At 73.8% G+C, this 13,858-nt stretch carries 9 protein-coding genes and 1 pseudogene; 5 read left to right on the forward strand and 5 right to left on the reverse strand.

The window, feature by feature from the left end; all coding sequences use genetic code 11:
• Nucleotides 1-160 precede the first annotated feature (160 nt).
• The 5 genes from nuoH (G5C62_RS21120) to G5C62_RS21140 are packed head-to-tail and all read right to left on the reverse strand — an operon-like array spanning nt 161 to nt 7,034.
• On the reverse strand, nt 161-1,600 hold the full coding sequence (nuoH, locus tag G5C62_RS21120; protein WP_164702563.1) for an NADH-quinone oxidoreductase subunit NuoH: 1,440 nt from the start codon (nt 1,598-1,600) through the stop codon (nt 161-163).
• The gene (locus G5C62_RS21125) at nt 1,597-4,116 is read right to left on the reverse strand and encodes an NADH-quinone oxidoreductase subunit G (protein WP_164702564.1); all 2,520 of its coding nucleotides are present in this window, start codon (nt 4,114-4,116) and stop codon (nt 1,597-1,599) included. The genes nuoH (G5C62_RS21120) and G5C62_RS21125 overlap by 4 nt, the downstream gene beginning before the upstream one ends.
• Entirely contained in the window at nt 4,116-5,441 is a 1,326-nt protein-coding gene (nuoF, locus tag G5C62_RS21130; protein WP_164702565.1) for an NADH-quinone oxidoreductase subunit NuoF, read from the reverse strand. The genes G5C62_RS21125 and nuoF (G5C62_RS21130) overlap by 1 nt, the downstream gene beginning before the upstream one ends.
• 1 nt (nt 5,442) lies before the next feature.
• Nucleotides 5,443-6,447 (reverse strand): NADH-quinone oxidoreductase subunit NuoE, encoded by a 1,005-nt coding sequence (gene nuoE, locus G5C62_RS21135; RefSeq protein WP_164702566.1) that lies wholly within the window; start codon nt 6,445-6,447, stop codon nt 5,443-5,445.
• Nucleotides 6,444-7,034, reverse strand: coding sequence for a hypothetical protein (locus G5C62_RS21140; protein WP_241176045.1), 591 nt, complete (start codon nt 7,032-7,034; stop codon nt 6,444-6,446). The genes nuoE and G5C62_RS21140 overlap by 4 nt, the downstream gene beginning before the upstream one ends.
• 21 nt (nt 7,035-7,055) lie before the next feature.
• On the opposite strand from G5C62_RS21140, the gene G5C62_RS21145 reads away from it, so the two are divergent.
• From G5C62_RS21145 to nuoH (G5C62_RS21165), 5 genes and pseudogenes are all read left to right on the forward strand, one after another.
• Nucleotides 7,056-7,415 carry a hypothetical protein gene (locus G5C62_RS21145; protein WP_241176046.1) on the forward strand — a complete coding sequence of 120 codons (360 nt, stop codon included), beginning with the start codon at nt 7,056-7,058 and terminating at the stop codon, nt 7,413-7,415.
• 122 nt (nt 7,416-7,537) lie between these two features.
• Nucleotides 7,538-8,416 (forward strand): annotated as a pseudogene (locus G5C62_RS21150) (NAD(P)H-dependent oxidoreductase subunit E).
• Nucleotide 8,417: 1 nt separating this feature from the next.
• The gene (gene nuoF, locus G5C62_RS21155) at nt 8,418-9,743 is read left to right on the forward strand and encodes an NADH-quinone oxidoreductase subunit NuoF (RefSeq protein WP_164702565.1); all 1,326 of its coding nucleotides are present in this window, start codon (nt 8,418-8,420) and stop codon (nt 9,741-9,743) included.
• On the forward strand, nt 9,743-12,262 hold the full coding sequence (locus G5C62_RS21160; RefSeq protein ID WP_164702567.1) for an NADH-quinone oxidoreductase subunit G: 2,520 nt from the start codon (nt 9,743-9,745) through the stop codon (nt 12,260-12,262). The genes nuoF (G5C62_RS21155) and G5C62_RS21160 overlap by 1 nt, the downstream gene beginning before the upstream one ends.
• Nucleotides 12,259-13,698 carry an NADH-quinone oxidoreductase subunit NuoH gene (nuoH, locus tag G5C62_RS21165; protein ID WP_164702563.1) on the forward strand — a complete coding sequence of 480 codons (1,440 nt, stop codon included), beginning with the start codon at nt 12,259-12,261 and terminating at the stop codon, nt 13,696-13,698. Before G5C62_RS21160 ends, nuoH (G5C62_RS21165) begins: the two co-directional genes overlap by 4 nt.
• The last annotated feature ends 160 nt before the right edge of the window (nt 13,699-13,858 follow it).

The following is a 13,858-nucleotide window of genomic DNA, read 5'->3' on the forward strand; positions in this document are numbered from 1 at the left end:
TATCGTTTACACGGGCGTGTTCATGATTCTGTTCCTGGTCCTGCGCATGCTGGTCGGCCTGCTGGTGGGCCGGGAGACGTGGGACTCGGTGGTCGAGACGCTGCGTGGGCAGCGGGTGGCGGCGATCGTCCTGGGCATCGGCTTCGCCGGGCTGGTGGGCTCAGACATCGTCGGTCTCCTCAGGCGTGGTCGAGCTGGAGCGCCGTCCGGTGCCGACGACGGTCCCGGCGCCGACGGACTCGCGGCCGCGCAGCCGGGGCGACGGCGGTACGACCAGGTCCATCGGGGGCACCGGGAACCCGCCGGCGGCCCGGTCGCGGCCACGGGCGTCCAGCACCTGCGGCTCGGCCGGTGCCGGTCCGCCGGCGGCGGCCTCGCGGGCCGCGACCCGGGTGTCGCGGTTGCGCATCCGGGAGGCCAGCAGCAGCCCGCCCAGCAGCACCAGCGCGATCGGCACCCCGACGAAGACCGCCATCTCGCCGGCGTCCACGTCGGTCTCCCGGGCGACGGCGCGCAGCGTCGCGACGACGAGGATCCAGACCAGGCCGACCGGGACGAGCACCTTCCAGCCGAAGCTCATGAACTGGTCGTAACGGAGCCGGGGCAGCGTGCCGCGCAGCCAGACGAAGACGAACAGCGCGACGACGACCTTGGCGAAGAACCACAGCAGCGGCCACCAGCCGGTGTTGGCGCCGTCCCAGATCGAGATCGGCCAGGGCGCCCGCCAGCCGCCGAGGAAGAGCGTGGCGGCCAGCGCGGAGACGGTGACGATGTTGATGTACTCGGCCAGGAAGAACAGGGCGAACTTCAGCGACGAGTACTCCGTGTGGAAGCCGCCGACCAGCTCGCTCTCGGCCTCGGGGAGGTCGAAGGGTGCCCGGTTGGTCTCGCCCACCACGGCGATGACGTAGATGACGAAGGAGACCGGCAGCAGGACGGCGAACCAGCTGGGCCCGGTGAACTCCAGGCCGAAGAGGGACAGCTCGGTGCCGTCGGCCTGGGCGGCGACGATCTCCGAGGTCGACATCGAACCGGCGTAGAGGAACACCGCGACGATCGACAGGCCCATCGCGATCTCATAGCTGATCATCTGGGCGGCGCTGCGCAGCGAGCCGAGCAGCGGGTAGGTCGACCCGGAGGCCCAGCCGCCGAGCACGATGCCGTAGACGCCCATCGCCGAGCAGGCCAGCACGATGAGCACCCCGATCGGGGAGTCGATGAGCTGCAACGGCGTGCGCTCGCCGAAGATGCTGACCGTCGGGCCGAGCGGGATGACCGAGAACGCCAGGAAGGCCGGGATGGTGGCGATGACCGGCGCCAGGAAGTACACCGGCTTGTCGGCCAGCGCCGGCATGATGTCCTCCTTGAACGCCAGCTTCAGGCCGTCGGCGAGGCTCTGCAGGTAGCCGCGCGGCCCGACCCGGTTGGGGCCGATCCGCTGCTGCATCCGGGCGACGACCTTGCGCTCGAAGACGATGGCGAACAGCGTCATCATCACCAGCACCCCGAAGATGCCGACGATCTTGATGAGCACGATCCACCAGACGTCGGACCCGAAGTCCTCCAGCGTCGGCTGGTCGGCGGCGGCGAAGACGGTCACTCCTGGGCTCCCCGCAGGCTGGAGACGGAGGTCGAGCCGGCCGGGGTGGGCGGCGGGCCCGCCAGCCGGACGACGGAACCGGGGCCGGCGCCGAGCTGGGCGCGGACCTCGCTGCCCGGCGAGCGCATCGGCAGCCAGACCACCCCGTCGGGCATCTCGACCAGCTGCACCGGCAGCGTGACCGCCCCGGCCGGGCCGGTGACGGTGAGCGGGTCGCCGTCGGCCAGGCCGAGGCGGCGGGCGGCGTCCTTGCCCAGCCGGGCGGCCGGGGGCCGGGCGGTGCCGGCCAGCGCCGGCTCCTCCCGCTGCAGCGTCCCGACGTCGAGCAGCTGCCGCCAGGAGGCGAGCACCGCCTCGTCCTCGGCCAGCTCCGGCAGCGGCGCCGGGGTGACCTCGACCCCGGTCCCGGCGGGGGCCTGTGCGGCGCCGCCGAGGGCGGTCAGCTGGGCGCGGACCTCGGTCACCGACCCGACCCGCAGGTCGACGCCCAGGTGCTCGGCCAGGCCCTGCAGCACCCGGCCGTCGGTGAGCTGGCCGGTGCCGTGCAGGGTCGCGTCGAACGGGCGGACCCGTCCCTCCCAGTCCAGGTAGCTGCCGGCCTTCTCCGGGGCGGCGGCGACCGGCAGGACGACGTCGGCGTGCGCGGTGACCGCGGTCGGGAACAGCTCCAGGCTGACCACGAACCCGGCCGCCCGCAGCGCCTGCTCGGCCAGCACCGGGTCGGGCAGGTCGGCGGGGTCGACGCCCCCGACGAGCAGCCCGGCCAGGGCGCCGTCCCGGGCGGCGGTGAGGATGCCGGTGAGGTCCCGTCCCGGGGTCGCCGGCACGTCGGCTCCCCAGCGCTGTGCGACGGCGGCCCGGTCGGCGGCGCTGGCGACGGTGCGGCCGCCCGGGAGCAGGGTCGGCAGCGCGCCCACCTCGACGGCGCCCCGCTCCCCCGCCCGGCGCGGCACCCAGCCGATCCGGGCGCCGGTCTCGGCGGCGAGGGCGCTGACCGCGGAGAAGCCGCCCGGCACCTCGGCCAGCCGCTCGCCGGCCAGGATGACCGCGCCCGGGTGGAACAGCGCGACGGCCGCCTCGGCGAGGACGCCGTCCACCGGGTTGGCGGCGAGCGCCTGCAGCAGCTGGGCCTCCTGGCCCGGGACGGTCGGCAGCACGGTGGCCTGCAGCTTCTCCGCGGCCCGGGTGCTGAAGGGGGCGACGTCGAACACCTGCAGGCCCGCCGTCCGGACCGCCCGGCGCAGCCGCAGGAAGACGATCGGCGACTCCTCCTCCGGCTCGAAGCCGACCAGCAGCACCGTCGGAGCGGCGCTCAGGTCGTCGTAGCTGACCGCGCCGGCTCCGGGCGCGGTGCCGGCGACGTGCGTGGTCAGGAAGTCCAGCTCCTCGGCGGAGTGCGCGCGAGCCCGGGCGTCGACGTCGTTGGTGCCCAGCGCCACCCGGGCGAAGGCGGCCCAGGCATAGGCGTCCTCGACGGTCAGCCGGCCACCGGGCAGCGCCCCGACCCCACCGGCCGCGCGCGCGGCGCGGAGGCCCTCGGCGGCCGCAGCCCACGCCTCCGGCCAGGAGGCCGGCTGCAGCTCGCCGTCCCGGCGGACCAGCGGCGTCATCAGACGCTCGTTGCTGCTGGCGTAGCGGAAGGCGTAGCGGCCCTTGTCGCAGTTCCACTCCTGGTTGACCGCCGGGTCCTCCCCGGCCAGCCGCCGGGTCACCGTGCCGCGCCGGTAGTCGGTGCGCTGGGCGCAGCCGCTGGCGCAGTGCTCGCAGACGCTGGGCTCGCTGCGCAGGTCGAACGGGCGGGCGCGGAACCGGTAGGTGGCGCTCGTCAGCGCGCCGACCGGGCAGATCTGGGTGGTGTTGCCGGAGAAGTAGGACTCGAACGGCTCGTCCTCGTAGATCGCCACCTGCTCCAGCGCGCCGCGCTCGAACAGCTCGATGAACGGGTCGCCGGCCACCTGCTGGCTGAACCGGGTGCAGCGGGCGCAGAGCACGCAGCGCTCGCGGTCCAGCAGGACCTGGGAGCTGATCGGCAGCGGCTTGGGATAGGTGCGCTTGGTCTCGACGAACCGGGACTCGGCCCGCCCGTTGGTCATCGCCTGGTTCTGCAGCGGGCACTCCCCGCCCTTGTCGCAGACCGGGCAGTCCAGCGGGTGGTTGACCAGCAGGAGCTCCATCGTGCCCTGCTGCGCCTTGTCCGCGACAGGGCTGGTCAGCTGGGTCTGCACCACCATGTCCGGGGCCACCGGGGTGGTGCAGGAGGCGACCGGCTTGCGCTGTCCCTCCACCTCCACCAGGCACTGCCGGCAGGCGCCGAGCGGGTCCAGCAGCGGGTGGTCGCAGAACCGCGGGATCTGCACGCCGATCTGCTCGGCGGCCCGGATGATCAGCGTGCCCTTCGGCACGGCGACCGGGAAGCCGTCGATGGTGCAGTGCACGGCGTCGGGTGGGGTGTGCGGGCCGGGCGCGCCCGGCGGCAGCGCCGGCGCGGGCTCGGGGGTGGCCGGGGTGAGGGTCATCAGGCTGCTCCAACCGGCTCGAGCCGCAGCGAACGACCGAGGCGGGCCTGCTCCTCGGCCGGCAGCAGCGCGACGTAGTCGTCCTTGAAGTACTTCAACGAGCTGGCGATGCAGCTGGTCGCGCCGTCACCGAGGGCGCAGAAGGAGCGGCCCAGGATGTTGTCGCAGGTGTCGGTGAGCAGGTCGAGGTCGGCGGCCCGGCCCTGCCCGTGCACCAGCCGCTCCAGGATCTGGACCAGCCAGTAGGTGCCCTCCCGGCACGGGGTGCACTTGCCGCAGCTCTCGTGCGCGTAGAACTCGGTGAACCGGAGGGTGGCCTCGACGATCGAGTCGGTCTCGTCGAAGACCATCAGCGCAGTGGTGCCGAGCATCGAGCCGGCCGCGGCGACCGAGTCGAAGTCCAGCGGCACGTCGAGGTGCTCGGCGGTGAAGTAGGGCGTCGAGGAGCCCCCCGGCGTCCAGAACTTGAGCTCGTGACCGGGCCGGACGCCGCCGGCCATCGCCAGCAGCTCGCGCATCGTCGTCCCCATCGGGGCCTCGTACTGGCCGGGCCGGACCACCCGGCCGGACAGCGAGTAGATCTTCGGGCCGGGCGACTTCTCCGGGCCCATGCTCTTGAACCACTCGGCGCCGCCGCGGACCACGTACGGCACGCTGGCCAGCGTCTCCACGTTGTTGATCACCGTCGGGGAGCCGTAGAGGCCGGCGACGGCGGGGAACGGCGGCTTGAGCCGGGGCTGCCCGCGGTAGCCCTCCAGGGAGTCCAGCAGCGCGGTCTCCTCGCCGCAGATGTAGGCCCCGGCGCCGGCGTGCACCACCAGTTCGAGGTCGTAGCCCGTGCCCAGCACGTCGCTGCCGAGGTAGCCGGCGGCGTAGGCCTCCTGCACGGCGGCCATCAGCCGGCGGTGGGCGTGCACCGCCTCACCGCGGACGTAGATGACGGCGAAGTGCGAGCGGATCGCGTAGGCGGTGATGATCACGCCCTCCACCAGGGAGTGCGGGTCGGCCATCATCAGCGGGAGGTCCTTGCAGGTGCCCGGCTCGCCCTCGTCGGCGTTGACCACCAGGTACTTGGGCGCCGCGGCCGGGCCGGTGGGCTCCTCCCCCGGCTTGGGCTGGGGGATGAAGGACCACTTCATCCCGGTCGGGAAGCCGGCGCCGCCGCGACCGCGCAGGCCGGAGTCCTTGACCAGTGCGACGACGTCGGCCGGCGCCATCTCCAGGGCCGAGCGGAGCGCGCGGTAGCCGTCGAGGCGCTCGTAGGTCTCCAACGTCCAGGAGCGGGGCGCGTCGAAGCGAGCGGTGAGGACGGGGGTCAGGGGCATCTCAGGTCTCCCGCTCGATCGAGCTGTTCTGCCCGGCGCCCGAGCTGGTGGGCGGGGTGTCGGTGCCCTCGCGGCCGCGCTCGGCCGGCTGGCGGCCGGCGGGCTCGGGGGTGTCCGGGTGGTGCTGTGCCGCCCCGGCCCGCTCGGCGGGCGTGTCCGCGGAGGCGACGGCGGTGTCGGCGGCCTGCTCGGACGCCGTCTCGCCCGGCCCGCCTGCGGGCTCGACGTCCGGCTCGGGGGCGGCCTCCGGCTCGGGGCCCTGCAGCGACGGTGCGGTCTCGCCGCGCTCGGCGGCCAGCCGCACCCCGGCCAGCGTCGGCTCACCGGTCGACGGGGCGTCGATCGCGGCCCGCTCGGCGGCCAGGTCGGCGTGCTGGGAGAAGCCGGCCAGCTGCCGGGAGACGCCGCGGAAGTCGGTCAGCGGCGCCCCGCGGGTGGGCGGCGGCTTCTCCCCCATCCGCAGCGCGGTGACCAGCGCCCGGGCCGACTCGACGTCCTGCTGGTCGTAGAACTCGTAGTCGACGGTGACCACCGGCGCGTAGTCGCAGGCGGCCAGGCACTCGGCGTGCTCCAGGGTGACCGAGCCGTCGGCGGCGGTCTGGTCGTGGCCCACGCCGAGGTCGGCGGAGATCGCGTCGTAGATCCGCTGCCCGCCGAGGACGGCGCAGAGCGTGTTGGTGCAGACGCTGACCAGGTGCTCACCGGTCGGGTGCCGCTTGTACATCGTGTAGAACGTCGCGACCGCGCCCACCTCGGCCTTGGTCAGCCCGAGCAGCCGGGCGCAGAACCTCACGCCCTCGGGCGAGACGTATCCCTGCACCGACTGCACCAGGTGCAGCATCGGCAGCAGCGCCGACCGCGGCTGCGGGTAGCGGGCCATCAGCTCGCGGGCCTCGGCCTCGGTCTGCTCGGTCAGCGGCGGCAGGTCCGGGGCGGCCGGCTCGACCGGGCTGGCGTCCAGCCCGGTGACCGCCGTCCCCTCGTAGGAGCCGGGCAGTGCGCTCATCGATCCACTCCCCCCATCACGGGGTCGATCGAGGCGATCGCGGCGATGACGTCGGCGATCATGCCGCCCTCGCTCATCGCCGCGGTGGCCTGCAGGTTGACGAAGCTGGGGTCGCGGACGTGCACCCGGAACGGGCGGGTCCCGCCGTCGCTGACCACGTGGTAGCCGAGCTCGCCGCGGGGGGACTCGATGGCCGTGTAGACCTGGCCGGCCGGCACCCGGAAGCCCTCGGTGACCAGCTTGAAGTGGTGGATCAGGGCCTCCATCGACTGGCCCATGATGTGCCGGACGTGATCCAGGGACTGGCCCATGCCGTCGGCGCCCAGGGAGAGCTGCGCCGGCCAGGCGATCTTCTTGTCCTCGACCATCACCGGTCCGGGCTCGAGCCGGTCCAGCGCCTGGCCGATGATCTTGATCGACTCGGTGATCTCACCCATCCGCACCAGGTAGCGGCCCCACGCGTCGCAGGTGTCCGCCGTCGGCACCTCGAAGTCGTAGGTCTCGTAGCCCAGGTACGGCTCGACCTTGCGCATGTCCCAGGGCAGCCCGGCCGCGCGGAGGACCGGGCCGGTGACGCCGAGGGCCACGCAGCCGGTGAGGTCGAGGACTTGAAGATCGCCTGGCCGGCGCAGCTCTCCCTGGGCGCCGACGGCATGGGCCAGTCCCTGGATCACGTCCGGCACATCATGGGCCAGTCGATGGAGGCCCTGATCCACCACTTCAAGCTGGTCACCGAGGGCTTCCGGGTGCCGGCCGGCCAGGTCTACACGGCCATCGAGTCCCCCCGCGGCGAGCTCGGCTACCACGTGGTCAGCGACGGCGGGACCCGCCCGTTCCGGGTGCACGTCCGCGACCCCAGCTTCGTCAACCTGCAGGCCACCGCGGCGATGAGCGAGGGCGGCATGATCGCCGACGTCATCGCCGCGATCGCCTCGATCGACCCCGTGATGGGGGGAGTGGATCGATGAGCGCACTGCCCGGCTCCTACGAGGGGACGGCGGTCACCGGGCTGGACGCCAGCCCGGTCGAGCCGGCCGCCCCGGACCTGCCGCCGCTGACCGAGCAGACCGAGGCCGAGGCCCGCGAGCTGATGGCCCGCTACCCGCAGCCGCGGTCGGCGCTGCTGCCGATGCTGCACCTGGTGCAGTCGGTGCAGGGATACGTCTCGCCCGAGGGCGTGAGGTTCTGCGCCCGGCTGCTCGGGCTGACCAAGGCCGAGGTGGGCGCGGTCGCGACGTGCTCCACGATGTACAAGCGGCACCCGACCGGTGAGCACATGGGCAGCGTCTGCACTAACACGCTATGAGCCGGCCTGGGCGGGGAGAGGATCTACGACGCGAGCAACGCCGACCGCGGCGTGGGCGAGGACCAGACGGCCGCGGACGGCTCGGGGAGGATGGAGCACGCCGAGTGCCTGGCGGCCTGCGACTACGCGACGGTGGTCACCGTCGACTACGAGTTCTACGACCAGCAGGACGTCGAGTCGGCCCGGGCGCTGGTCACCGCGCTGCGGATGGGGGAGAAGCCGCCGCCCACCCGCGGGGCGCCGCTGACCGACTTCCGCGGCGTCTCCCGGCAGCTGGCCGGCTTCTCCCAGCACGCCGACCTGGCCGCCGAGCGGGCCGCGATCGACGCCCCGTCGACCGGTGAGCCGACGCTGGCCGGGGTGCGGCTGGCCGCCGAGCGCGGCGAGACCGCACCGTCGCTGCAGGGCCCCGAGCCGGAGGCCGCCCCCGAGCCGGACGTCGAGCCCGCAGGCGGGCCGGGCGAGACGGCGTCCGAGCAGGCCGCCGACACCGCCGTCGCCTCCGCGGACACGCCCGCCGAGCGGGCCGGGGCGGCACAGCACCACCCGGACACCCCCGAGCCCGCCGGCCGCCAGCCGGCCGAGCGCGGCCGCGAGGGCACCGACACCCCGCCCACCAGCTCGGGCGCCGGGCAGAACAGCTCGATCGAGCGGGAGACCTGAGATGCCCCTGACCCCCGTCCTCACCGCTCGCTTCGACGCGCCCCGCTCCTGGACGTTGGAGACCTACGAGCGCCTCGACGGCTACCGCGCGCTCCGCTCGGCCCTGGAGATGGCGCCGGCCGACGTCGTCGCACTGGTCAAGGACTCCGGCCTGCGCGGTCGCGGCGGCGCCGGCTTCCCGACCGGGATGAAGTGGTCCTTCATCCCCCAGCCCAAGCCGGGGGAGGAGCCCACCGGCCCGGCCGCGGCGCCCAAGTACCTGGTGGTCAACGCCGACGAGGGCGAGCCGGGCACCTGCAAGGACCTCCCGCTGATGATGGCCGACCCGCACTCCCTGGTGGAGGGCGTGATCATCACCGCCTACGCGATCCGCTCGCACTTCGCCGTCATCTACGTCCGCGGTGAGGCGGTGCACGCCCACCGCCGGCTGATGGCCGCCGTGCAGGAGGCCTACGCCGCCGGCTACCTCGGCAGCGACGTGCTGGGCACGGGCTACGACCTCGAACTGGTGGTGCACGCCGGCGCCGGGGCCTACATCTGCGGCGAGGAGACCGCGCTGCTGGACTCCCTGGAGGGCTACCGCGGGCAGCCCCGGCTCAAGCCGCCGTTCCCCGCCGTCGCCGGCCTCTACGGCTCCCCGACGGTGATCAACAACGTGGAGACGCTGGCCAGCGTGCCGTACGTGGTCCGCGGCGGCGCCGAGTGGTTCAAGAGCATGGGCCCGGAGAAGTCGCCCGGCCCGAAGATCTACTCGCTGTCCGGCCGGGTGGTCCGGCCCGGCCAGTACGAGGCCCCGATGGGGACGACGATGCGCGAGCTGCTGGCGATGGCCGGCGGCGTCCGGCCCGGTCACGAGCTCAAGTTCTGGACGCCGGGGGGCTCCTCGACGCCCTACTTCACCGCCGAGCACCTCGACGTGCCGCTGGACTTCGACTCGGTCGCCGCGGCCGGCTCGATGCTCGGCACCACTGCGCTGATGGTCTTCGACGAGACCGACTCGATCGTCGAGGCCACCCTCCGGTTCACCGAGTTCTACGCGCACGAGAGCTGCGGCAAGTGCACCCCGTGCCGGGAGGGCACCTACTGGCTGGTCCAGATCCTGGAGCGGCTGGTGCACGGGCAGGGCCGGGCCGCCGACCTCGACCTGCTCACCGACACCTGCGACAACATCCTGGGCCGCTCCTTCTGCGCCCTCGGTGACGGCGCGACCAGCTGCATCGCCAGCTCGTTGAAGTACTTCAAGGACGACTACGTCGCGCTGCTGCCGGCCGAGGAGCAGGCCCGCCTCGGTCGTTCGCTGCGGCTCGAGCCGGTTGGAGCAGCCTGATGACCCTCACCCCGGCCACCCCCGAGCCCGCGCCGGCGCTGCCGCCGGGCGCGCCCGGCCCGCACACCCCACCCGACGCCGTGCACTGCACCATCGACGGCTTCCCGGTCGCCGTGCCGAAGGGCACGCTGATCATCCGGGCCGCCGAGCAGATCGGCGTGCAGATCCCGCGGTTCTGCGACCACCCGCTGCTGGACCCGCTCGGCGCCTGCCGGCAGTGCCTGGTGGAGGTGGAGGGACAGCGCAAGCCGGTCGCCTCCTGCACCACCCCGGTGGCCCCGGACATGGTGGTGCAGACCCAGCTGACCAGCCCTGTCGCGGACAAGGCGCAGCAGGGCACGATGGAGCTCCTGCTGGTCAACCACCCGCTGGACTGCCCGGTCTGCGACAAGGGCGGGGAGTGCCCGCTGCAGAACCAGGCGATGACCAACGGGCGGGCCGAGTCCCGGTTCGTCGCCACCAAGCGCACCTATCCCAAGCCGCTCCCGCTCCGCTCCCAGGTCCTCCTGGACCCCGAGCGCTGCGTGCTCTGCGCCCGCTGCACCCGGTTCAGCCAGCAGGTGGCCGGCGACCCGTTCATCGAGCTGTTCGAGCGCGGCGCGCTGGAGCAGGTGGCGATCTACGAGGACGAGCCGTTCGAGTCCTACTTCTCCGGCAACACCACCCAGATCTGCCCGGTCGGCGCGCTGACGAGCGCCACCTACCGGTTCCGCGCCCGCCCGTTCGACCTGCGCAGCGAGCCCAGCGTCTGCGAGCACTGCGCCAGCGGCTGCGCCCAGCGCACCGACTACCGGCGCGGCACGGTGACCCGGCGGCTGGCCGGGGAGGACCCGGCGGTCAACCAGGAGTGGAACTGCGACAAGGGCCGCTACGCCTTCCGCTACGCCAGCAGCAACGAGCGTCTGATGACGCCGCTGGTCCGCCGGGACGGCGAGCTGCAGCCGGCCTCCTGGCCGGAGGCGTGGGCTGCGGCCGCCGAGGGCCTCCGCGCCGCGCGCGCGGCCGGTGGGGTCGGGGCGCTGCCCGGTGGCCGGCTGACCGTCGAGGACGCCTATGCCTGGGCCGCCTTCGCCCGGGTGGCGCTGGGCACCAACGACGTCGACGCCCGGGCTCGCGCGCACTCCGCCGAGGAGCTGGACTTCCTGACCACGCACGTCGCCGGCACCGCGCCCGGAGCCGGCGCGGTCAGCTACGACGACCTGAGCGCCGCTCCGACGGGGCTGCTGGTCGGCTTCGAGCCGGAGGAGGAGTCGCCGATCGTCTTCCTGCGGCTGCGCCGGGCGGTCCGGACGGCGGGCCTGCAGGTGTTCGACGTCGCCCCCTTCAGCACCCGGGCCGCGGAGAAGCTGCAGGCCACCGTGCTGCCGACCGTCCCGGGCCAGGAGGCCCAGCTGCTGCAGGCGCTCGCCGCCAACCCGGTGGACGGCGTCCTCGCCGAGGCGGCCGTCGCGCTGTTCCACCCGGGCGCGGTCATCCTGGCCGGCGAGCGGCTGGCCGAGGTGCCGGGCGGCTTCTCCGCGGTCAGCGCCCTCGCCGCCGAGACCGGCGCCCGGATCGGCTGGGTGCCGCGCCGGGCGGGGGAGCGGGGCGCCGTCGAGGTGGGCGCGCTGCCGACCCTGCTCCCGGGCGGCCGCACCGTCGCCAGCGCCGCCGACCGGGCCGCCGTCGCACAGCGCTGGGGAGCCGACGTGCCGGCGACCCCGGGACGGGACCTCACCGGCATCCTCACCGCCGCCCGGGACGGCGCCCTGGCCGGGCTGCTCGTCGGGGGCGTCGACCCCGCCGACCTGCCCGACCCGGTGCTGGCCGAGCAGGCGCTGCGGGCGGCCGGGTTCGTGGTCAGCCTGGAGCTGTTCCCGACCGCGGTCACCGCGCACGCCGACGTCGTCCTGCCGGTCGCCGCCGCCCCGGAGAAGGCCGGCAGCTACCTGGACTGGGAGGGACGGGTCCGCCCGTTCGACGCGACCCTGCACGGCACCGGCCAGCTCACCGACGGCCGGGTGCTGCAGGGCCTGGCCGAGCACCTGGGCGTCGACCTGCGGGTCGGGTCGGTGACCGAGGTCCGCGCCCAGCTGACCGCCCTCGGCGGCGCCGCACAGGCCCCCGCCGGGACCGGGGTCGAGGTCACCCCGGCGCCGCTGCCGGAGCTGGCCGAGGACGAGGCGGTGCTCGCCTCCTGGCGGCAGCTGCTCGACGTCGGGACGCTGCAGCGGGAGGAGCCGGCGCTGGCCGGCACCGCCCGGCCCCCGGCCGCCCGGCTGGGCAAGGACGCCGCCCGCCGCCTCGGCCTGGCCGACGGCGACCCGCTCACCGTCACCGGCCCGGCCGGGGCGGTCACGCTGCCGGTGCAGCTGGTCGAGATGCCCGACGGGGTGGTCTGGCTGCCGATGCGCTCGCCGGGCAGCGAGGTCCGCGCCCAGCTCGGCGCCGGCCCCGGTTCCGTCGTCCGGCTGGCGGGCCCGCCGCCCACCCCGGCCGGCTCGACCTCCGTCTCCAGCCTGCGGGGAGCCCAGGAGTGACCGTCTTCGCCGCCGCCGACCAGCCGACGCTGGAGGACTTCGGGTCCGACGTCTGGTGGATCGTGCTCATCAAGATCGTCGGCATCTTCGGGGTGCTGGTGATGATGACGCTGTTCGCCATCGTCTTCGAGCGCAAGGTCGTCGCCCGGATGCAGCAGCGGATCGGCCCCAACCGGGTCGGGCCGCGCGGCTACCTGCAGAGCCTCGCCGACGGCCTGAAGCTGGCGTTCAAGGAGGACATCATGCCGGCGCTGGCCGACAAGCCGGTGTACTTCCTGGCGCCGGTCATCGCCACCATCCCGGCCTTCCTGGCGTTCTCGGTCATCCCGCTCGGCCCGACGGTCAGCATCTTCGGCGAGCGCACGCCGTTGCAGCTCATCGACTCCCCGATCGGGGTGCTCATCGTGCTGGCCTGCTCGGCGATGGGCGTCTACGGCATCGTGCTCGGCGGCTGGGCCTCCGGGTCGACCTACCCGCTGCTCGGCTCGCTGCGCAGCGCCGCCCAGATGATCAGCTATGAGATCGCGATGGGCCTGTCGATCGTCGCGGTGTTCCTCTACGCCGGTTCGATGTCGACCTCGGAGATCGTCGCCGCCCAGGCCGACGGCACCGAGCTGTCCCTCTTCGGCCTGGAGTTCACCGGGCCCAGCTGGTTCGCCGTCCTGCTGCCGGTCTCCTTCGTCATCTACGTCATCGCCGTGGTGGGCGAGACCAACCGGGCACCCTTCGACCTCCCCGAGGCCGAGAGCGAGCTGGTCGGCGGCTTCCACACGGAGTACTCGTCGCTGAAGTTCGCCCTGTTCTTCCTGGCCGAGTACATCAACATCGTCACCGTCTCCGCGCTGGCCGCCACGCTCTTCCTCGGCGGCTGGCGGGCGCCCTGGCCGATCTCGATCTGGGACGGCGCCAACACCGGCTGGTGGCCGCTGCTGTGGTTCTTCGCCAAGGTCGTCGTCGCGCTGTTCGTCTTCGTCTGGCTGCGCGGCACGCTGCCCCGGCTCCGTTACGACCAGTTCATGAGCTTCGGCTGGAAGGTGCTCGTCCCGGTCGGCCTGGTCTGGATCCTCGTCGTCGCGACGCTGCGCGCCGTCGCCCGGGAGACCGACGTGGACGCCGGCGAGATGGCGGTCTTCGTCGGGGTGCCGATCGCGCTGGTGCTGCTGGGCGGGCTGCTGCTGGCCTCCCGGATGCGCAACCGCGACACCCGGGTCGCGGCCCGCGAGGCCGCCGCCGGCGGACCGGCACCGGCCGAGCCGCAGGTGCTGGACGCCCGTGGCCGCGACCGGGCCGCCGGCGGGTTCCCGGTGCCCCCGATGGACCTGGTCGTACCGCCGTCGCCCCGGCTGCGCGGCCGCGAGTCCGTCGGCGCCGGGACCGTCGTCGGCACCGGACGGCGCTCCAGCTCGACCACGCCTGAGGAGACCGACGATGTCTGACGTCTCGACCACCGAGTCCGACGTCTCCCGGCCGACCAGCATGAGGACGAACAGGAACAGGATCTCGACCACCGAGTCCCACTTCTCCCGGCCGACCAGCATGAGGACGAACAGTCACAGGATCATGATCTCGCCGGTGTAGACGATGATCTGCGCCGCA

It is taken from the genome of Modestobacter sp. KNN46-3, assembly GCF_011039295.1.